Genomic DNA, 22,378 nt, shown 5'->3' on the forward strand with positions numbered 1-22,378 from the left:
GCATTGCGGACTACTTGAGTTTACTGTTTATAAACTACATCATTCCCTTCATAACGTAGCCAAGGGTAGTTAGCTGTGCTGGTAGAGGCCATGCCGGATGAGGTAGCATACAAGGCAAACAAACAGCCAATAAATCCGCCAGCTTCATGCGTGCTCAAAAACTTGCCGTCTATGCCATCTTTTAGCAACTGCCAGTTATTGGGCTGCTCGCTGTAATAGAAGCTGTATTGCGCTCCCGAAGCTTTAATTTGCAGATACACTTTTGCACCGGTACCCTTGAGCGGTGCCTGGGCAAGTAAATTCATGTTACCTGCCGATTGGCTGTTACTTTGATAAAGCTGCATGACCGGCTTACCATCAGCAATTGATTTGCAGATGTAGTAAAAATGCTTTTCATCCTGAAAAATTAGCATACCGGCTTTTTCATGGTCATTAGCAGCTACAAAGTTTAGTTCGGTACTGGCAGAACAAATTAAGTGTTGCTGACGCTTGCCTACAAAAGCCGCATTGCCAAAATCCATGCAAGTTTCTGGCTTTAATTTCATAGTTAGGCCATGAGCATCTGTTTTCAACCAACTGGAGTCATAAGTTCTTAGAAATAGAAGTGAAGGATCTATCCCGTTTTTAAAATTAAGCGTATAGCTAAAATTTCCACTTTGCGGAAGAGTGTTTTGCTGCTTTACTTCTTGATAAGGTGCTGTGTAGGTGTACCGTACTTCTTTGAAATCAGCATTAATAATGGGCCAATCATTCGTCCACTTTACCGGAGCAATAAAGGTTTCCCGCCCCGTATTATAGTAATCATCAGCATAAGGCCTTACCGCCAAAAAGACGGCGTAAGTTTTGCCATCTGGCCCTTCCACAAATTGGGCATGGCCTGCTGAAGTAATCGGGTTAGGTCGTTCGGGAGGCAAACTGCGTTGCGTTAAAATAGGGTTATGTTCGTACGGTACATACAGCCCGGTAACGGAACGGCTGCGAAACACTACTTCGGAGTGGTTAACCGAAGTGCCACCTTCGGCTGCATACAAATAGTACCAGTTGTTGGCTTTTATAATGTGCGGCCCTTCTATCCACACCGGTTTTTTGCTAATGTCAACGCCTCCGTTTACTACAATTTGAGGTTCGCCCATCATCTGCATTTTTACAGGGTCAAATTCGTAAATTTTAATGGTACGATGGCCCGAGTACAAAGGCTTGTTATCAGGAGCATCGCTGTTATAAACCAGATAAGCTTTGTTATCATCAAAAAACAACGATGGATCAATGCCGCTAACACTTGGCAGCCAAACTGGGTCACTCCAGGGGCCAGTCGGGTTTTTAGCAGTGACTACGAAGTTGCCTTTATGGTCTATAAGCGTGCACGTTATGTAGTAAATACCGTTATGATAGCTTATGGCAGGTGCAAAGAGGCCACGAGTCATACGGTCTCCCATAAAGTTCATTTGTGTAGGGCGGTCAATCACATTACCAATCTGCTTCCAATTCTTCAAATCTTTACTGTGAAATATTGGAATGCCTGGAAAGTAAGCAAACGTGGAGTTAATAAGATAATAATCTTTCCCCACTTTTAAAATGCTGGGGTCCGGGTAAAAACCTGCCAGTATAGGATTCACCAACCGGGTAGATTGCGCCCAAGTTGGTAAAGTGCAGCACCAAATAATAACCAGCAGAAAGGAAAGTTTTTTAATAGGCATGAATAATGATTTAAACAGGTATTAAAACTAGCTAATTATTAAGTTACTTCATAGTAGAAAATACAATCGATTGTATTTTAGAGAAGTTTTTCACCTAAACAGAGATGAAGTTCTTTTTATTGGCAGCTACTTCAGAGATATGGTTAACTTTAGTGTGGTATTAAACCTACCTGCATGAACCTTCATTTTAACATCTTCAACGTTCGTTCAATACACAATAAACGGGTATTTATATTTATTCTCTTTCTGATGTGTACAATGCAAATCGGGCTTTTTGCTGAAACAGCAAGTATCAAACCTTCACCTCGTGAGCGCATTAACATCAACAAAGGCTGGCGATTTATGCGTTACTCAGGTGAGCCTGATCATCTGATTTATGATGAACGCCCCAAAACGTATAACCATAATGATGATATTGTGGCTGATACCAGAGCTTCTGAAACCGGAGGAGTTGCGGCGTCAAGACATGGGTTAAAAGCTTGGATATTACCTAGTGCAAATGATTTCATTAACAATCCGGCAAATCGGCATATTCGTCCGGCAGGTAATCCGGGTAGTGATTTTGCTTTCGTACAAAGTAGCTTTAATGACACACAATGGCGAAAAATCGATCTGCCGCATGATTGGGCTATTCATGAACCTTTTTACAAAGAAGCCAATGCTATTGTAGGCGGTGGTATGGGGCGCTTGCCGGTTCAAGGGGTAGCGTGGTACCGCAAAAAACTGAATATTGCCAAGGCTGATAAAGGGAAATCTATATACCTGGACATTGACGGTGCCATGTCATACGCTATGGTTTGGTTGAATGGAAATCTGGTTGGGGGCTGGCCTTATGGCTACAATTCCTTCCGGCTCGATCTTACCCCATATCTCAGGTATGGAGCCGATAATCAATTAGCCATTAGGCTGGATAATCCGGCTAATTCTTCCCGCTGGTACCCAGGTGCCGGTATTTACCGGAATGTATGGTTAACCAAAGTGCAACCTGTACATGTGAGGCAATGGGGCACTTACGTTCGTACCAGCAACGTTTCTGCTTCATCAGCTAAGGTTGATTTGGATGTTGATTTGGAGAATAGATCTCGTACTGCTCAGCGCATTAAAACAGTTACAGAAATTTACGTTTTAAACGACAAGCTTGAAAAAGCAGGAGAGAGGGTAACCGTTTTTCCGGATGCCGTTACTGTGCTGCCTGCACAAACTAAACTGAAAATAAATCAATCAGTAACGATAAAAAATCCTTTATTATGGGAGCCTATTCCCTCACAAAACTCGCATCGCTACATAGCAATTACCCGCTTGTACCAAAATGGCCATTGTGTTGATGAATATGAAACCCGCTTTGGTATTCGTTCAATCATGTTTGACTCCATTAAAGGGTTATTGGTAAATGGTAAACCTATACGCATTCAAGGCGTAAACCAACATCATGATTTGGGAGCCTTAGGCGCTGCCTTCAATGTAAGTGCAGCCCAACGACAATTAGAAATGCTGCGCGACATGGGGTGTAATGCCATCCGCCTGGCACATAACCCGCCTGCACCTGAGTTATTGGAGCTTACTGATCGTATGGGGTTTCTGGTGATTGATGAGATTTTCGATTGCTGGGAGCGAGGAAAAACGCCATTGGATTTTCACCTGATTTTTCCAGAATGGCATGAGCCTGATTTGAGAGCATTTATCCGGAGAGACCGGAATCATCCATCAGTTATAGCCTGGAGCTTCGGGAATGAAGTGGGAGAACAGTACACATCAGAAGCTGGTGCTGCGCTGGCTAAACAGTTGTATGATATCGTAAAAGAAGAAGATGCAACACGAACAGCCACTGCTTCCATGAATTACGCCAAGCCCGATATGACTTTTCCGCAAGTAATGGATTTAATAAGTTTGAATTACCAAGGGGAGGGCATCCGTGATGCACCCGCTTATGCGTATTTAAAGGGCATTAAAACCTCACCTCTGTATCCAACTTTTCAAAAGCAGTTTCCGGATAAAATGATTTTTAGCAGTGAAACGGCATCGGCCTTAAGTAGCCGCGGCACCTATCTGTTCCCGGTATTTGAAGGTACAAGTGCCCCAGTTGCAGAGGGGAATGGAGGAGATGAGAAAAGAAAATATGTAAGTGCCTATGATTTGTATTCAGCACCTTTCGGTTCTTCTCCAGATAAAGTATTTGCCACACAAGATAAGTATCCTTATGTAGCGGGCGAATTTGTTTGGTCGGGATGGGATTACTTGGGCGAGCCTACGCCTTACTATACTGCGCGTAGTTCTTACTCCGGTATTATTGATTTGGCAGGATTCAAAAAAGACAGATTTTACCTTTACCAATCGCGCTGGCGGCCTGATTTTCCTGTAGCGCATATTCTGCCGCACTGGACTTGGCCCGACCGTATAGGTAAGATAACGCCGGTTCATGTTTACTCATCAGGTAATGAAGCAGAGTTGTTTTTAAATGGTAAATCGTTAGGCCGAAAAAACCGGTTGCCTTACGAATGCCGCTTCCGATGGGATAGTGTGATGTACGAGCCCGGAGAACTAAAAGTTATTACTTACAAGAACCACAAGCCTTGGGCAACAGATAGGGTAAAAACAGCAGGTAAAGCAGCTGCACTTGAACTAACAGCAAGCAAAAAAGTTATAACTGCCGATGGAAAGGATTTATGCTTTATTACGCTCCGAGTACTAGATAGTAAAGGCACACTAGTGCCCGAAGCTAATAATCACATTAAGTTTGATGTTGCCGGACTAGCTGAGATAATAGCGACTGATAATGGCGATGCGGCAGATCTGGTATCTTTCAGTTCAAAAGAACGTGATGCTTTCAACGGGTTAGCTTTGGTTATTATAAAGGCTAAACCAGGCACATCCGGAACTATCCGGGTTAAGGCACAAAGCGGCATGTTATCTGGCCAAATAGTTATTGAAAGTAAGTAAGAAACTACAACATCTGGTAATACCAGGGCTGATTGACTTGGATAGATAATTTGATGTATGACATTTTAGTTGATGAGTGTTTGACCTTATAAACGCTGTATTTTAGTTGGAGAGTAAAGTTGATCTAGCTTTAATATTAACTCTTAAGTAACTGATTTTATTAAATTACGTTATAGGTACCAATAACGCGTAGCCTAAAAATTTCTGGGCTTTGCTGGTCAATTATAATATAATGGAAAACACATTTGGAATGGATATCATTCCGGATAATGATCAAGAACGTTTAGCAGCACTTCAACGATATCGCATACTGGATACACCTACTGAAAGAGCTTTTGATAAAGTTGTAGAACTAGCGGCCGAACTATTTCAGGTACCGGTGGCACTCATATCTTTAGTAGATGCCGAACAGGTATTTTACAAAGCCACAGTAGGCATGGGAGACGTGCGCTGCGGTAGCAGGGGCCATTGTGTTTGTGCATTAGCTATAGTAAATTCTGAGTGTACGATAATTGAAAATGCGCTGCAAGATCCATTATTTGATCATAACCCTTTGGTGCATGGTTCATTTGGTTTGCGCTTTTATGCAGGAGCGCCGCTAATTACACACGATGGTTATTTTATTGGAACTATTTGCGTTATAGATACGCAGCCAAGATTATTTAACCCGCAAGAGGAAAAAGTGTTGAAGCGCATGGCGGCTGTAGTAATGGAGCAGATTGAATTGCGATTAACCAATTTACGAGAGGCAGAAAAACAAGCTCGGGCTAATAATGAGCTTGCAGAATCGTACAAAAAACTTGCTGCCAGTGAACAACGCTTCCAAAATATACTAGATACCATGGCCGAAGGGGTAGGTATAATTGATCTGGATGGCTGTTTAACATACTCGAACGCTATGGCCCAACGTATACTGGGTTTGTCGCAAAGCGAAATCAATAAACGAACCTACTATGATGCTAAATGGCAAAATGTACGATTAGACGGTACGCCTCTGCCTAAGGAAGATCATCCGATGAGCATTATGCTAAATACGGGTATGGCAGTTTATGATTACGAGATTGGCGTAAAACCTCAAGAAGGTGAAGTGTTTTATCTATCTATTAACGCGGCACCAATTATTGATCAAAACACCGGAAAAATCACCGGCGGTATCGCAACCTTTATGGATGTAACCAACAGGCGCCGAGTTATGCAACAAAAAGATGAGTTTATCTCGGTAGCCAGTCATGAACTTAAAACTCCGGTAACCAGCCTTACGGCATCTATGCAACTCATGGAGCGGATGATTGATAATCCTAAACCGGCAGTAATAAGTAAACTTATCAATCAGGCTAATAAAAGTTTAAAGAAGCTGAACAGCTTGATTAAAGATTTACTTAACAGCACCCGCATTTCTGAGGGGCAACTCCATCTGCGTAAAGTAGAATTTACCATTGCTGATATGATTACTGACTGTTGTCATCATATTCGTACAGCTGGTAAACATGAAATTGTTTTGCAGGGAGACCTAAATTTGAAGATATATGCCGATGAGCAACAGATTGACCAAGTTGTAGTTAATTTGGTTAACAATGCGGTTAAGTATGCTCCTGATTCTAAAGAGATATGTATTACTGTTGGCCGTGAAAAAAATAGGGTTAAAGTATCTGTAGCAGACAAAGGCCCGGGCATCGATCCGGATACGATACCGCACTTGTTTGACCGCTACTACCGTGCCGATTATAGTGGTATACAATTCTCTGGGCTTGGCTTGGGACTATACATCTGTGCCGAGATTATTCGGAAACATGGTGGAGAAATTGGTGTAGATAGTCAATTAAGTGAAGGCAGTACTTTCTGGTTTACGCTGCCACTATCTTAGTCAGCTTAAATGAAATTAGGTAAATGCACCAAGGTTTTAGTAGGGAACATTTATGTGATATTCGAGTTAAAAGCCGGTATTTACCCTGGTATTAGGCTCACTAATCGATACATTTTGCAAATTCTACTCTACATTGGTTAGTTTTACCGGCTCATTAGCCTAATTGATGTTGAATAAACTTTTATCATTATTTCTTTTACTGCTAATCACTAAAGCAGGTTTCTCACAAAGTCAGGTTGCTGGTTTTATAGCAGATAATTTAACGCATAGCCCTATTCATGGGGTTACCGTAATTGTTGACCCTGGCAATCGAACCGATGTCACCGATGAAGGCGGACGATTTTCGTTCAGGAACCTGCCGGCATCGGCACGTGTAATTACATTTTCGGCGGTTGGTTATTCAAAAGCATCTATTCGCCTGGCTGAATTTAAAAGCGGACAAACCATTTACCTCGCACAGCATAATACCCAACTGGCCGATGTGATTATTGCAGCTGGCAATACAAACCCTTACAAAGCCATTAGCGAAACTGATATTAAGTTGCGTGGGGTTTCAAATTCACAGGAAGTCTTACGCATTGTGCCCGGTTTGTTTATCGGTCAGCACCAAGGTGGCGGGAAGGCTGAGCAGATTTTTTTACGAGGCTTTGATAACGATCATGGTACGGATATTAACATGAGTGTAGATGGGATGCCTATCAACATGGTATCACAAGCACACGGGCAAGGCTATGCCGACAGCCACTTCATCATTCCGGGAACTATTGAAAATACAGTTTACGAAAAAGGAATGTACAATGCCCAGAAAGGCGACTTGGCCGTAACTGGTTTTGTAGATTTTCATACTGCTGATGCCTTAAATACCAACATGATTAAGTTAGAGGCAGGACAGTACAATACCTACCGTGTGTTAGGCATGGTCAACTTGTTAAGTGATAAAGCTAAGGCTAATAACCAATCCTGGTATGCCGCCTCTGAATACCGCTACAGCAATAGTTACTTTGACAATCCGCAGCATTTTCAGCGCTTCAACTTCTTTACAAAATATCATGGCAAACTTAATGCTAACAACTGGCTTACTCTATCAGCCTCAACCCTGTACAGTAAGTGGAACGCATCGGGCCAGATACCTGAAAGTGCGGTTAATGATGGTAGCGTAGGTTTTTACGGCGCATTAAACCCCAATGAAGGTGGTATTACCTCACGTACTAACCTGAATGCACAACTAATAACCACACTGCCCAATCATGATTTAATTAAAAACCAACTATACTACTCACGTTACAAGTTTGATTTACATACCAATTTTACTTTTTACCTGGTAGATACCGTAAACGGCGATGAGATACGCCAGCGCGAAGCTCGGAACCTGTATGGCTATAATGGTAGCTACCTGCATGAAAGTTATATTGGCAATCATAAGCTAACCACCGAAGCTGGACTAAATGCCCGATTAGACGCTACTACGAATTCTGAACTTTCACATACGGTTAACCGATATACGCTGGTTGACCCAATCAAGTTGGGCGATATAACTGAACTGAATGCTGGTGCTTACCTGAATGAAACGTTTCAGCTGACCAATCGCTTTACTGTAAACGCCGGTTTGCGTTTCGATCAGTTTTATTATAAATACAATAACAAGCTGGCATCTGATAGTACTTTAAACGGTGCCGGAATTTACAAGGCTAACAATAATATCATCAGCCCTAAGCTGAAATTGAACTATCAAGCCAGTAACAAGGCCCAGTTTTACTGGTTTTTAGGTAAAGGCTTTCACTCGAACGATACTCGTGTTGTGGTGGCCGAAAAAGGTTTACAAACTTTACCCGCAGCTTACGGTACTGATTTAGGTACCGTATTAAAACCCATAAATAATCTGTTACTAAATGCCGCGGTTTGGTACAGCTATCTGCAAAAAGAATACGTGTATGCAGGTGATGGTGGAACGGTAGATTTTAGTGGCCGTACCCGCCGTATTGGGTTCGACCTTTCAGCACGTTACCAGCCGGTGAAAACCATTTACTTTGATGCTGATTTAAATTATGCACATGGTAGAGCCATTGATGATCCGAAAGGGGCTAATTACATCCCGTTAGCGCCTGTATGGAGTAGTACCGGCGGTATAACGTACATTTTTAAAGATGGCTTTAACGGAAGTTTTCGTTATCGCTGGCTAAGGGATAGACCGGCTAATGAAGATTACAGCTTGAAAGCAGAAGGCTATTTTGTAAACGATTTAGTGCTGAACTATACCAAGCGTAAGTATGAAATCGGGTTAACCATTAATAACCTGTTCAACGTGAAATGGAAAGAAACACAGTTTGAAACCGTAACCCGCCTGAAAAACCAGCAGGCGGTTGATGGTATTGCGTTTACCGCAGGTACCAAGTTTTTTGCCGTTGGGCATATTAGCTACTTTTTCAAATAATTCGCTTAGGTTGATGATTCTTTAAAAGAGTTCTAATGATAAAAAAAGCTGTTCCTGAGAACAGCTTTTTTTGTTAATTTTTTACCAGCCAGGATTTTGTACTGCCGTTTTTTGCGCTCCTGTTAGTATGGAGCCGTTTTGTTTAACACCGTCCAAATAAGTTTGCGGAATAGGGCGTAGTAAATGTTTAGGTATAATAGGTTTAGCCTCATCATTAAAAGCTGTAGCACGTGCTAACAGCGTTTTAGTGCGCGATAAATCTTCCCAGCGCATTAGTTCACCCATCAGTTCTCTGGAGCGTTCATTTAAGATGAAAGCGATAAACTTATCTGACTGAGATGCAGCACCAACTTTAGTATAAAATTCTGTGTTCGAATTAAAAATGTCGGCTTCACTGTTCAGGTGCATACTGCTTAGGGTACTAGTTGTAGTAACCGGTATGTTGTTCGATTCAAAATAAGTATTCTTATCCGAGTAAGATACATACTGAGCCGTATTGGCAGCCGTGTTATTTTTGTAAGCTATACCACCATCTACGTAAGCCGAGCGGTCTTCGCCTGCTTTGTATGCTGCGCGATCACGAACTTTGTTCAGGTATGGAATGGCACTGCCGTATTGGCCCAAGCGACCATAAGCCTCAGCTGCAATTAGGTAAGTTTCAGCCAAACGGGCCAGAATGCCATCGCGCTGACCGAACTGGGAAGCTACCGCATTACGCGAACCATCCATGAATTTTGATAGCGCTACATATTGGCTGGTGCCATAGTTGCCATGTCCGCCTAACATATTCTCGGCTTGTCCGGCAAAGTAACGTACGTACATAGAAGGTGCACGCAGGGCAATGTTCGATGAGGTATAGCGGCTATCACCAGCACCATTAACAATATACAAAATAGATTCTTCGCCGCCAGCAAATTTAGCTTTGCCTACTAAGCTGGCGTTGGGTGCAGTTGTAGCCGTCCAGGTTGGGGCAGAAGAGGGCTTGTTGCACAGGTATCTGGTTTTAAAGCTTTTCCAGAACCGGGAGTCATTCACACGGTCATATACATCTATTGCATAATCAGTAGTGCGCAAGCGTTGAAACTCACGGTCACCTGGAATGTCGCGCTGCATACCAGGCAGGTTTTGATATATGGAAGGATAATACAAGTGTACCTGGTTGCCATAACGCCCTTGCGTTGCCGTATTGTTGGAAAACTGTGCAGCCAAAATGATTTCTTTATTGGTTTCATTAGAACCATCAACAGTCGTGAAGTTCCATAAATCGCTAAAGTTTGTTGCCAGCGAAAAGCCGCCTGTATTAATTACCAAATCGGCATATTTAATAGCGTTTTGTAAATCATCGGTCATGGTCTTGCTGTTCCAATCGCTGTTAATTTCACTAGCTCGGTATAAGTACACTTTAGCCAAAAAGTGAGCAGCCGCCCATTTAGTCAGCCGCCCGGTTTCAGATACAGTAGCGGGTAATAAATTGTAAGCCTGGGTAAAGTCCTGTACAATCTGGTCACAAGTTGCTTGTGCAGTTGCACGGGTAAACTCTTCTTCAATATTAGTAGAAGGCACTAGTTTTAAAGGTACACCACCAAATTGCTTTACCAGCTTAAAGTAATCGAATGCCCGCATAAAGTAACCTTCACCCAAACGGGTGTTGGCATTAGCACCGCCTCCATAATACTGTGGCACGTTCTGAATCATGATATTGGCAGAATTAATATTCTCATACATGTTATCCCACACTGATGATACATCACCGTTTTGTGACGTTAAGTTGGCATCGTAAGAGTTAAACATCTGCTCGGTACGGTCGCCACCAACGTCAAATTCATCTGTGCCATAGTTGGTGGTTGAATAAGCCCACTCATAGTTAAAGTGGAAGCGCAAGCTTTGATACATGCCGATGGATAAGCCATCCAGTCCGCTGGCGGTTTGAAAGTTCTGCGTAGTTAGTTTGGTGATTTGGTTCTCATCCAAAAAGCTTTTTTTGCAGGAGGTAGGTGCCACCATCAGGCAAGTTGCAGCAGCGGCACTATATATAAGTTTTGATATTTGTTTCATAATAATTGCTTATAAAGATTAGAACCCAACATTTATCCCAAATACAACACCCCTGTTATAGTTGGATGTGCCCAGATCGGGATCAATCCAATTAACCTTCGAGTAAATGAGCCCTGGATTAAGTGCCTGTGCATAAACTTTCACCCTCGATAGTTTAACTTTTTTAACCAACTTGGTAGGGATGAAGTAGCCCAAAGTAATGTTTCGTATTTTGATGAACGAGCCATCCTGATAGTTCATAGAGCTTTTGAAAGCATCGCCAGCAGCACTGTTATAGTTAGGTGACGGGTAATCATTAGTAGGGTTGGTTGGCGTCCAATAGTTTACTACCCTTTGGGCAAAACGGCCTTGCAATGATTCGGCGCCGGTTTGTATAAGATAGTTCCAACGTGAGAAGATAAAGGCTGACAATTCAATGCCCTTGTAAGTAAATGTGTTGGTGATACCTCCTGTCCAGCTGGGGCTGCTGCTGCCACGCACAACACGATCATTATTAGCATCAATTTTATAGTCTCCATTCTGATCAACTACCTTAATATCGCCAGGGTTGAAAATTTGACCATTGGCTTTATACTTTGCCATTTCGGCCAGGTCTTCAGGTGTGTTTTGCCATATACGGTCTTTAACATAATCATAATACACGTTTAAGCGCTGACCAATAAACCATAGGTTGTTAATATCATTCACTTTACCGTTAGCCAAACTTACAATTCGGTCTTTATTAGCACCAAAATTTAGGGTTGATGTCCAATTAAAATCACGGCTCTTGATGTTTACCGTATTTAATGTAATCTCAAAACCTTTATTAGCAGTTTCGCCCACGTTGGTTAAGGAAGTGGTATAACCATTAATTGACAGAATGTTGCGTAATAGCAACAGGTCTGTTGTTCTGGAGGTGTATAAATCCAAAGCACCATTAACACGGCCTTTCAGTACATTGAAATCAATACCTAAGTTGTATTGGCGGGTATGTTCCCAGCCTAGCTGAGGATTGGGGAAAGAAATAGGGTTTGCTAGCGAGGCATCCGAAGAAACATAGCCGGGTTGTACTGAGCTGCCATAAGTGTAATATAAAGTTTGTAATACACCTTCTGTACTGTAAGGGCCAATGGCAGCATTACCGGTAATACCAACACCTGCCCTTAGCTTCAACTCATCTATCCAAGAAATTTTCTTGATGAAGTTTTCCTGATCCAAGCGCCAAGCTAAGGATAAAGATGGGAAGAAATCCCATTTGTGGCCGGGAGCTAATTGCGAAGCACCATCCCAGCGGCCGAAAGCAGTCAGAATATATTTACTGTTAAAATTATAGTTGAAGCGAGCCAGGTAAGATACCAATGATGATTGTACCAGATTGGTACTGAATGCATCCAATGCACTAACAGAATTGAGCTGATACCATAATTGGCTATTATAAGGCAGCTTGGTAGCCGTCATGCTTGAGGTTTCCTGACGGTACGAGGTAGAGTTTTGTAATAAAGTAATACCAAAAGAATGCTTACCTATCATTTTATCGAAGTAAATCAAGTTATCTAACGACCAGGAAAGATTATTGGTTTGATTGAGCTGGGCGTAATTGGTTGAGCCAGGCTCGCCACCGCCCCGGTTGATAGAATTTTGATCCATCCACCGGCCATTGTTGTTATTGTAAAAATCAGGGCCGAAGTTAACGCGATATTTTAAGCCTTTCAGGAAAGTAACTTCTGCATAAAATGAACCCAAAGTTCGGGTTACCTTCCTCAGGTTAATATTGTACTGATCTTCACCAATGGGGTTCAGAATATTAACATCGCCACCTGGCAGGTTAATACGGTTGCCATTGGCATCAAAAGGTACAGCATATGGCAACATGCCTTGAGCCGCGGCATAAAGACTGCCCGGGCCGGTAGCATTGGTAGTTGAAAACCCGTAATTCTGTTTACTAAAGGTTGCATCAATAGTACCGCCCATGGCAAACCATTTTACCGGGTTTACATCCACACTTACTTTGGCGCTGTAACGGGTATAATCTTGACCAAGTTGCGTACCTTCCTGGTGCAAAAATCCGAATGAACTATAGGCTTTAACTTTATCGGTACCGCCGCTGGCACTCACAATGTGGTCTTGAGTAACACCTGTTCTTTTCACCATACCTGTCCAGTCGGTTGTTGGTACTAGGCTACCATCCCAGGCGCCGTTTTGATAGCCTTTCTGAATATTGGCGAAGGCAACGGCATCATTCGGAAAGATGGCGGCATCAGCAGCTAACGTTGGTGCTCCATTAGGGTAGCCATTGGTGTATTTATATAGGGTTGGATTAAAGTTGTTTAAATAAGTTAAACGACGATAGGCATCCCTGCGGAACTCAATGTATTGACCTGAGTTCATCAATTGTAACCTATCTTTAATACCTTCAATGGTTGAAGTTCCAACATATTCAAGCGATAAACGGCCGGCTTTTCCGCGTTTGGTGGTTACCACCACTACACCGTTAGCACCACGCGAACCATAGATGGCTGTTGCAGAAGCATCTTTCAAAATGTCAATAGCTTCAATATCATTAGGATTGATATTTTCAATACCTCCTGATGATAGCGGAATACCATCAACTACATACAACGGGTTGTTGGTAGCATTAAGTGAACGGTTACCACGAATACGAATACTTCCTATTTCGCCCGGGCGCTCGCTGGAAGTAACATCTACGCCGGCTGCTTTACCCTGTATGGCTTGTAAGGCGTTAGCTACCGGCCTTGATCGTATTTCTTCAGCACTCACACTTACTACTGAAGAGGTTACATCAGTTCTTTTTACCGTATTGTAACCTACTACCACTACATCGCTAAGGGCATTTGCACTTTCTTTAAGTTGCACGTTAATTTGTGCACGGTCGTTAACAGCTAACTCTTGGGTTAAATAGCCTATGTAAGAAACTACCAGGGTAGGGTTTGCTGTACCGTCGGGAACGTTAACGGAAAAGTTACCGTTAATGTCACTTACAGTTCCATTGGTGGTACCTTTTACCTTGATGCTTACACCTATTAGAGGCGAACCCTTCTCGTCAGTAACTTTACCAGTAACTTTAGGCGGCACTTGGGGTAATTGCTCAAATCGATAATCAGCAGGATTATAATTTTGGGTGTGTGCTGTAGCGTTTTGGGGTAGTGCATTAAACAGTGATGCTACAGCGCACAAAATCAGAATCTTATTTTTGATTTTGTGCTTTGGGGCGGCTTGTAATGATAAATAGTAGAGGTTCTCTCTCATAATTATTAATTTAGGGATACATACTTGGTTGAGTGTGCAGAGATACTGCTGGTTAGTTGCTGGCTATAATTCTCTTGTCGAAATTCCTCCTTTAGTTCAAAAGTTATTGCAGAAACGGCTACAGAAATGCAGTTTATTTTAAACCTTAGCACCATAAATTCAAGACATACCTTGGCCGTTAATACACTTCAAAAGAAGTGTACCGAAGGTGGCAGGCAAGAATTTTTCATAGTGCCAGGCAGGCTATATACCACACCCTTGTAATTGCTACAATGACTTGCTGGTTAAGAAATTAATTTAAAATTGGTTAATAATTGTAGTTGATATTGTGTCAACTAAGTATCAATAATAATGAAAATATAGTACAATAATACTATAACATCGTACAACAAAAGTATCATCTGCTGTTAATACTCCTGTCCTGTACTATCCTGTATTGTAACAAACAGGATAGATTAGCGATTAAGGATTCCCTTAGGGAGATTCCGTGTAGATTGAACTGTAGGGTGTATTATAACAAAAGCTCCATATCTTATTGATGCCTTCAATAAGTTATGGAGCTATAAAGCTTTCTTTAGTAAGATAAGCCTATTTCACAGCATCACCTTCTTTAATATCATCACTGGCATGCAGCATAATTTGTTCGTTGGCTTTCAAGTTGCCAAAAACTTCGGTAGAGTCATGGCTGGTTAAGCCTTCTTTTACATCAACAAGAGCAGCCTTGCCGCTACGTACGGCCACTACATATTCCCGCTCGGTTGAACGTACAATGGCTGAATTAGGTACTAACAATGATTTAGCGCCTGATAACATCGGGATTTGAACTTCCGCATACATACCCGGTTTTAGCTTTCCGGAGATGTTCATTACATCCACCTCTATAGCTTCCTGCCGCATGGTACCTAATGCGTTAGCTGAACGGCTGATTTTAGCCGTATGCTGCTGACCAGGCATGGCGTTGAACGTAAATTGTACCGGACGTGAAAGGTTTACCTTATCCACATAATCTTCCGGTATGTTTACTTCCAGGCGCAGTCTGCGAATATCTTGCAAAATCAACATAGGCTGATCGGTAGCCTTGCCGGGTGCTACCAGTGCACCTGGCGATACATTACGCTGAATAATCATGCCATCAAACGGCGCGTAAATGTTCAGGTAACCAATCATGGTACGTACTGAAGCTACGTTAGACCGCTCAGAGCCAGCAATAGCGGCATCGGCTTTTGTTTTAGCCAGGGCATTGTCCAGATCAAGCGGCGATACCGAACCGGGTTCTTGAGCGGCTTGTTTCAAACGTTGGTATTTTTCTTGGCTGGCCACAGCGGTTTCCTGCGCTTGTAAATACCGGGAGTTGGCTGCCTGCAATTGTGATTGCATTTCGGGCGCTTCTAGCGTAACCAGTAACTGACCCTTACGTACTATGGAGCCGCGGTCAACATACATCTTCTTCACAAAGCCGTTAACTCTCGGGAACAAGTTTACTTCATTAAACGGCTTTAACTGCCCGGGTAAGCGGATGGACGTAGATAATCCTTTCTCCGTTATGGTGCCCAACTCACTTTTGTTAGTTGTGGATTTGGCGTCTTCATTAGCCGTTAAATCAACCGGCTTTTGGTTGCCTGAGCAGGCATATAGGGTGCAGCTGATTGCTGCGAATAACAAAAATTTATATTTCATGATGGGGTTATGCGTTAAGGGTTTCAGTTTCGTGATGGGTTTCAAATTCATCTTCCGGCATTAGGGCAGGGGAGTTATAGGTAGTTTTATCCTGCACCCAGGCGAATACCTGCGGCAGTATAAATAAAGCAGCTAGGGTGGAGGCCAGCAAACCGCCAATTACGGCACGGCCCAGAGGTGCCGATTGTTCGCCGGCTTCGCCCATGCCTGAAGCCATAGGTATCATACCAGCTATCATGGCCATACTGGTCATCAAAATAGGCCGTAAACGGATAGAGGCGCTGGTGATTGCCGCTTTAGTAGCGTTACGGTACTCCATTCGCAAACTTTCTGCATTGGTTACAATCAGGATAGCATTAGCTACCGATACCCCGACCGACATAATCATGCCCATGTACGATTGCAGGTTTAAGGTGGAACCGGTAATCAGCAGCATAATCAATGAACCGAATATTACTGCTGGTACGGTACATAATACGGTTAATGAAACTTTAAACGACTGGTAATTGGCGGCCAGCAGCAGGAAGATCACCAGAATGGCAAACAACAAACCATTCTGCAAGCTCGATAAGGTATCAACCAGTAAGCCCGACATACCACCGATGGTCGCTAATAAGCCTTTAGGTGGAGCGCCCAACGAGTTCACCGCTTTTTTAACATCTTCTGTAGCCTGCCCTAAATCTTTTTTATAGATATTAGCACTTACCGTCAGAAAGCGGCGTGGTCCGCTGCGGTCATATTCACCGGGTACATAGTTGGTTTTAAAGGTGGCAATATCGCCCAGTACCGGGCTGCTTTGACCTTTTACCAAGGGCACTTCTTTCAGTTGGTCCATGGTGTTCATTACATATTCTGGTACCTGCACCTGTACCTGGTAGGTATAAGCGCCTTTTTCATCCAGCCACAGGTTCTTTTCCGTAAAACGGCTTGATGAAGTACTAGCAGTAACCGAGCGGGTAATTTCCTTGATATTTAAACCCAATTGCGCGGCTTTCAGTCGATCTAACGTAATGCTGATTACCGGGAATTTAAGCGGTTGCACAATTTGTACATCACGCAGGTAGGTGATTTGCTTAAGCTTGTTAACTACTTTGTTGGCATACCCTTCAATTTGCTGCATGTCTTTACCCGCTACCTGCACCTCAATAGGGGTTGAAGCACCCTGACTCATGATTTTCTCCGTCATGTCGATTGGCTCAAAGGTGATTTGCAGCTCCGGTAGTTCGTGAGCTATATTTTTGCGCAGGGCATCTTTTAGCTCATCCATGTTTACATGGTAGTTTTCATCCAGGTTTACCTGCAAAATAGCCTCGTGCGTACCGGTATTAAAGATGTACAGGTTGCTACTGCCATAACTGCTGGGTATCAAGCCGATGTACCCCGAAGTGATTTCGACATGGTTGTTTACCGTTTTATTAATAATTTGCAGTACTTGCTTAAATTTATCTTCGGTACGTTCAAGCCTTGTGCCTTCAGGTTCTTTCAGGCGTATTTGAAACTGCCCATTGTTAATTTTAGGCATCATGTCTTTACCGATAACAACAAAGCACACACCCGCTAAAGCAATTATAGCAACCAGATAAATGGGTACAATAATACGTTTGTTGGGCATCCATCCGGTCAAAATACAAGTAAAGCGAACTTTGACTTTTTCAAAAAAGTCGTTTTTCTCCGGTTCGGCCTGTTCTGCCGCAGCGTGCTGGTTCACCTCTATTTCTTCATTACGATCTAACGCTTCACCCGCATGTGCATGTAGTTGTCCGTGATGCCCATGTTGATACTGCTCAGCCTTAATCATCCAGTTACTCAAGATAGGTACCAGAGTTTGCGCCAGTACATACGATACAATCATGGTTAAGCCGATAGACATAGAAAGCGGCAAAAACATGGCTTTAGGTACCCCGCTCATCATAAAGGAAGGGGCAAATACGGCCAGGATACAAAGTAAAATCAGCAACAACGGAAACGCAATCTCCTCGCAGGCATCATAAATAGCCCGGCGTTTGGATTTACCCATTTCCAGGTGCTGGTGTATGTTCTCGATGGTTACCGTAGCCTGGTCAACCAATATCCCAATAGCCAGTGCCAGTCCGCTCAAGGTCATGATGTTGATGGTTTGGCCGAACAAACTTAAAAGCAGTACGCCAATCAGGATAGAAACCGGAATGGTGATTACCACAATCAAACTGCTTCGCCAATCTCGTAAAAACAGCAGCACCATCAATCCGGTAAGCAAGGCGCCTAAGCCACCTTCGGTCATCAAGCTTTCTACAGCATTTACCACAAATACGGATTGGTCAAACGCATAGCTGATCTTGACATCATCAGGTAACAGAGACTGCATTTCGGGAAGCTTTTTTTTCAAATCTTGTACTACCGTCCAGGTGGAGGCATCGGCTGTTTTTACTACCGGAATGTACACCGACCGCTTACCGTTTATCAAAGCATAATCAACTGTAATATCGGCTGCATCAGCTACGCGAGCCACATCTTTAATGTAAATAGGCGAACCATTTTTAGTAAGCACCGGGATGTTACCAAAGTTGTCGGCACTTTTAATTAACGAGTTCATGGTGGTCAGGTAGATGGTGTTATCCAACCGTAGGTTACCCGAAGGCGACATGACGTTAAATTTGGATAGCGCATCTACCACCTCATCGGGTGTTAAATTGTAGCTGCGTAGCTTATCCGGATCTACATTAATGGTGATGGAGCGGGCGTTGGCACCAAATGGCGGCGGAGCCGACAAGCCCGGAATGGTAGCAAACATAGGCCGTATCTTGGTAGCGGCCTGGTCATAAATATCCTTCAAGCTTCTTGATGGGCTGGAAAATACCAGCTGGCCCACCGGCAGCGAAGAAGCATCAAAACGAATAACTTGCGGAGGTAAAGCGCCTGGCGGGAAAAAGCTGGTAGCCCGGTTTACCTGTAAGGCTACCTGGGCCGAAGCTTCGGCCATGTTGGTGCTTTCGTAAAACTCCAGCTTGATCAGCGTTAAGCCTTGGATGTTTTTACTGGTAATATTTTTAATGCCGTTGATATACAAAAACTGGTTTTGCAGCCCTGTAGAGAAAAAGCCTTCCATTTGTTGCGGCGACATACCACCGTACGATTCGATAACATAAATGGTAGGCAGATTAAGCTGCGGGAATATATCAATGGGTATTTTGAGAGCGCTGAGCACGGCAAATATCAAAAGGCTTAGCGTAATTACTATGGTAGTAATAGGTCTTTTGAGTGCGGAGGTGACCATAGACATATATTTTCTTATTTTAAGAGGTTTAAAACAGTATTAACTTGATTGTCGGCAACAGCCTTTTTGAACAGCGCATTGGCATAAGCATATTTGGCTTGTGCATAGTCCGTTTCGGCACGGTATAGAATATTGAGTGCGGCATTTAACTCAATAATGTCCGTAAGGCCGCTATGGTATAAGGATAGCTTTTGCCGGTAGCCGGCATTGGCCGCCCTCAGCTGATTGGGTATTTCGTGCAAGCGTTCTTGGGCTGTAGTTAACTCCACATCGGCCTGGCTGGCGTTGGCTGCTAATACCGTTTTTTGTTCATCAAGCTGTTTGCGGGCATATTCGGTAACTGTTTTCTGTGTATTTAATTTCAAATGCCTTCTGCGTAAATCAAACAAGTTGTAGGATATACCTACACCCACCAGGTAGTTGCCCCGGTCAAAATCAAAGCCACTGGCTACACTGCCAAAATGGTCATTAGCATCAATACTAGAACCTCGCCCCCAAGCAGCAGCCTCCAATAATACTTTAGGGTTATACTGCTTTTTAACCAAACCTTCACGTTGCAGGCTGTTTTGATAAACGGATTTGTAGTAGTTAATTAAAGGATGATTGGCAGTATCCAGCTCGGTAGGTAACTGCTGTGCCTGGCTGATTAGCCGGTTGGATGCGGTGGTGTCAGGTACAATATTAGGGTAAGCCAGGCCACTGATAGCCGCTAACTGCAATTGCACTTGCTTGAACTGGTTGTTAAGTTCGATGTAGTTTAACCGGGCTTTAGATAGTTCGGCTTCGGCAATGCTGGTATCTACGCCGGGCCGAACTCCGCTTTTAGCCAGCGACATAATAGAACGCTTGATTTCTTCATTGCGGCGAATGTTTCTGGTTTGAATAGCCAGGTAATCTTGTAGCCTGACCAATTGCAGGTAATTGCCGATGGTGTAAGCCTGTAATTGATACTTAGATTGGGCATACTGGTTTTGTTCCACGTTAATTTCGGAGTTGGCTACTTTGTTTTGTGCGCCGTAAGCACCAAAGTTATACACCTCCCAATCTAGCGCGGCAATGCCTAGGTTTACTGAGGCTGTAGTAGCGTTGCTTTCAGTGCGTACACCACGGGAGTTGGATGGGATAATGCCAAAACCAAAATATGGACCGGCCACATTGTTGTTGGTGCCTATATCGGCCTGGTAGTTTAAGCGCAAATTGGGCAGCCAGTTGTTGCGGGTTTCAACAGCTTGTGCCCTGCGGATGAGGATAGCGGCAGAGTCAGTAAGCAACGATGGCGCTTTCTGATTTACCTGTTGTAGTAATTGGGGTAAAGTAATAGATGGTGGTGCTATTTGCTGTGCATATACTTGTGCCACTGCACAGCATATGAACAGCAACATGGCCCAGCTTTTTTTTAAGCCTGACATGGGATGTGTTCAAAAAATAATAAAACAAGAAATGTATAAAGGTTTCCCCGATAGGGTAGCCAAACAGATAGAAGTACCGCAATTATACGGTCGGAAAGAAAGGCTTAAATAGTAAGTTTTCCGGTAAGCAGATAGGTTTGCTCATCGGGTAGTAGCTTCAGGAATAGCTGCTGAAGAAATCGGTTGGTGAAACTAAAAGTAACAAGTACCAGCGGAAAGAGCAGGTTAATCAGCTTTCTGATGCTGAATAGTAATTTTAACGGCGGTTGGCCAAGTTGTTGAACCAGGGCCGTTTTCTTTTCCTGAGCATCATCTAAAAACTCAGGCTTGCGTTTGCTGAAAACCTTAACCAGAATATTATCAGCATGGCGCGATTCAATATTTTGCGTCAATACACTAAAGCCTAAAAAAGGCTTTACAATGAAAAACATTGCAGCTAAAACCAATAAGAGTTTTGCAGTTTTCAGCTTGTTCATGATACGTGTATTAATACAAAAATCCGCATAAATAGTTCATGGCAGCAAGAAGTAACATGAATGTTGCATTGTGCCGCTGCTTTTAATATTGCTGAGTTTTGTAAATAGTAGGTTTGACTATGTTCGCTGCTAATGGTTTAATTACAAAAGTGATGTTTATCATTTTTCTGTAGCTATAAACGAATGAAATTGCACCTTTTTTAATGGTGTATTATGCAGGGAATGATAACTGACCAAAGTGCGGTAAGAGTAAGTAAGAAGGGTAGTAAAGCTGTAGCCATCTGGCTAGCCATTGGCGTAGGCATGATTATGGTTCAGATCCTGCTGGGCGGCATTACCCGTTTAACCGGTTCCGGATTATCCATTACTGAATGGAAGCCACTATTGGGTGCTTTGCCGCCACTTAACGAGCACGCTTGGCAACAAAGTTTTGAAAAGTACCAGCACATAGCCCAATTTAAAAAGGTAAACAGCAGCTTTACCTTGGCCGATTATCAAGCCATCTTTTTTTGGGAGTGGTTTCACCGAGAGTGGGCCAGGCTTTTAGGTGTGGTATTTATAATACCTTTCGTCATCTTTATTTTTCAAAAAAGGATAGGTCGCGATATGATTAAGCCTATGCTCATCTTGTTTGTATTGGGTGGATTACAAGGAGCTATTGGTTGGATTATGGTACAAAGCGGCTTGAATGATACTGACGTGCGGGTAAGCCATATCCGGCTGGCTATTCACTTTTTATGTGCCTTGTTTTTGCTGGGCTATTTGCTTTGGTTTACCCTGAAAGTAAGTGTACCTACCCAACAGATGGCAGCGCAGCCACAACTCAAAAGGTTTAACCTGCTGTTGTTGGTACTACTGTTTTTCCAATTAATGTATGGGGCTTTTATGGCCGGCTCACATGCGGCATTGAATGCACCTACCTGGCCAGATGTCAATGGCGCTTACTGGCCCAGCAATTTATCGGACACACATGATTCGTTGTGGTACACCCTGTGTTATAATCCGATTGCCATTCAATTTATTCACCGTACGCTGGCTTATGGTATTGCCATACTAATTGTGGTGTGGTATTTTAAAGCCAATAAGGTAAGCAAAGGGCTATGGTTAAGGCAGCTAAGAGGCGTGCCTCTGTTGTTGGTACTATTGCAGGTTACTTTAGGTATAATGGCTTTACTGAATAGTATGTATCCGCACGCTATTTACTACGCCGTAATACACCAGTTTACAGGTATGCTGTTACTACTATCGTTGCTCATTACTTTGTATTTAAGTAGCGGTAAAGAAACTGTATCCGCTATTGTAAAGGGATAAAGTAGATTCGAAACTGAAGTTA

11 protein-coding genes are annotated in these 22,378 nt (G+C 43.0%); 4 read left to right on the plus strand and 7 right to left on the minus strand.

Annotated elements, in window-relative coordinates:
• Nucleotides 1–20 precede the first annotated feature (20 nt).
• Nucleotides 21–1,697 carry a glycoside hydrolase family 43 protein gene (locus HH214_RS15800; protein ID WP_169609222.1) on the minus strand — a complete coding sequence of 559 codons (1,677 nt, stop codon included), beginning with the start codon at nt 1,695–1,697 and terminating at the stop codon, nt 21–23.
• A 258-nt stretch (nt 1,698–1,955) separates the two neighbouring features.
• Here HH214_RS15800 and galB point away from each other — a divergent pair, with 258 nt between their 5' ends.
• The 3 genes from galB to HH214_RS15815 all read left to right on the plus strand — a co-directional run bounded on the left by galB (nt 1,956) and on the right by HH214_RS15815 (nt 8,929).
• Complete coding sequence (galB, locus tag HH214_RS15805; RefSeq protein ID WP_248282117.1) at nt 1,956–4,634, plus strand: beta-galactosidase GalB; 2,679 nt, start codon at nt 1,956–1,958, stop codon at nt 4,632–4,634.
• 232 nt (nt 4,635–4,866) lie between these two features.
• Nucleotides 4,867–6,498: an ATP-binding protein gene (locus HH214_RS15810; protein ID WP_169609224.1), complete on the plus strand. Its 1,632-nt coding sequence runs from the start codon at nt 4,867–4,869 to the stop codon at nt 6,496–6,498.
• A gap of 166 nt (nt 6,499–6,664) precedes the next feature.
• The gene (locus HH214_RS15815) at nt 6,665–8,929 is read left to right on the plus strand and encodes a TonB-dependent receptor (RefSeq protein ID WP_211166237.1); all 2,265 of its coding nucleotides are present in this window, start codon (nt 6,665–6,667) and stop codon (nt 8,927–8,929) included.
• A gap of 81 nt (nt 8,930–9,010) precedes the next feature.
• Here the strand turns inward: HH214_RS15815 and HH214_RS15820 are convergent, their stop codons facing one another.
• The 6 genes from HH214_RS15820 to HH214_RS15845 all read right to left on the minus strand — a co-directional run bounded on the left by HH214_RS15820 (nt 9,011) and on the right by HH214_RS15845 (nt 21,045).
• Nucleotides 9,011–10,984, minus strand: coding sequence for a RagB/SusD family nutrient uptake outer membrane protein (locus HH214_RS15820; RefSeq protein ID WP_169609226.1), 1,974 nt, complete (start codon nt 10,982–10,984; stop codon nt 9,011–9,013).
• 18 nt (nt 10,985–11,002) lie between these two features.
• Nucleotides 11,003–14,230, minus strand: coding sequence for a SusC/RagA family TonB-linked outer membrane protein (locus HH214_RS15825; RefSeq protein ID WP_169609228.1), 3,228 nt, complete (start codon nt 14,228–14,230; stop codon nt 11,003–11,005).
• A 588-nt stretch (nt 14,231–14,818) separates the two neighbouring features.
• Nucleotides 14,819–15,907 (minus strand): efflux RND transporter periplasmic adaptor subunit, encoded by a 1,089-nt coding sequence (locus HH214_RS15830; RefSeq protein WP_169609230.1) that lies wholly within the window; start codon nt 15,905–15,907, stop codon nt 14,819–14,821.
• Between the two features lie 7 nt (nt 15,908–15,914).
• Nucleotides 15,915–19,166, minus strand: a complete 3,252-nt coding sequence (locus tag HH214_RS15835) for an efflux RND transporter permease subunit (RefSeq protein WP_169609232.1) — start codon at nt 19,164–19,166, stop codon at nt 15,915–15,917.
• A gap of 8 nt (nt 19,167–19,174) precedes the next feature.
• A complete protein-coding gene (locus HH214_RS15840) occupies nt 19,175–20,569 on the minus strand; it encodes a TolC family protein (RefSeq protein WP_169609234.1) in 1,395 nt (464 codons plus the stop codon).
• 104 nt (nt 20,570–20,673) lie between these two features.
• The gene (locus HH214_RS15845; protein ID WP_169609236.1) at nt 20,674–21,045 is read right to left on the minus strand and encodes a hypothetical protein; all 372 of its coding nucleotides are present in this window, start codon (nt 21,043–21,045) and stop codon (nt 20,674–20,676) included.
• 213 nt (nt 21,046–21,258) lie between these two features.
• On the opposite strand from HH214_RS15845, the gene HH214_RS15850 reads away from it, so the two are divergent.
• On the plus strand, nt 21,259–22,356 hold the full coding sequence (locus HH214_RS15850; RefSeq protein WP_211166238.1) for a COX15/CtaA family protein: 1,098 nt from the start codon (nt 21,259–21,261) through the stop codon (nt 22,354–22,356).
• Nucleotides 22,357–22,378 lie beyond the last annotated feature (22 nt).

Source organism: Mucilaginibacter robiniae, assembly GCF_012849215.1.
In the GTDB taxonomy this organism is placed as follows: Bacteria; Bacteroidota; Bacteroidia; order Sphingobacteriales; family Sphingobacteriaceae; genus Mucilaginibacter; species Mucilaginibacter robiniae.